The 446-nt window shown below is 33.4% G+C and carries 1 pseudogene; it reads right to left on the minus strand.

The window, feature by feature from the left end:
* Positions 1-47 precede the first annotated feature (47 nt).
* Positions 48-446 (minus strand): annotated as a pseudogene (locus ACNQ0W_RS25385) (hypothetical protein); the annotation flags it as partial.

Here is a 446-nt window from a genome sequence, read left to right on the forward strand (position 1 = left end):
CTCTCTAATGTTTTCTTTATCGTATCTCCGTTAACTTTATAATGTTACGTAATGAGAGTTTTTCTAATATTATTTATATCTCTTTCATTAAGAATGAAAACACGTGATCGTTCATTAGGTAATGCTCTGTTTTTTTTGGAATTCCCAAGTTTAATTTCATGTTTGATTCTACTTTTCCCAGCGGCGCCACAGTTCGAGAATGCGGGTAGCAATGCATAAATATCCTGCCCATGTCGCCAATACAACGCCAGAAGCGTTCTGATAGTATATTGTGATATTTTTTTATTTCTTGAGTAATCCATTAAAAGGTGCGACTTTTTATGTAATGCATAGTCGAACAGAAACATTCTGTCATCTACAAGATCTTTAATGATATTGTAATTTTCATCTCGCCTTCCTCTGTCTTTATCTGTTAATTCTTTCTCATCTACTAACATATATGAAGG

The sequence above is a fragment of the Enterobacter cloacae complex sp. 6730903 genome, from assembly GCF_048283985.1.
GTDB lineage: Bacteria > Pseudomonadota > Gammaproteobacteria > Enterobacterales > Enterobacteriaceae > Enterobacter > Enterobacter hormaechei_C.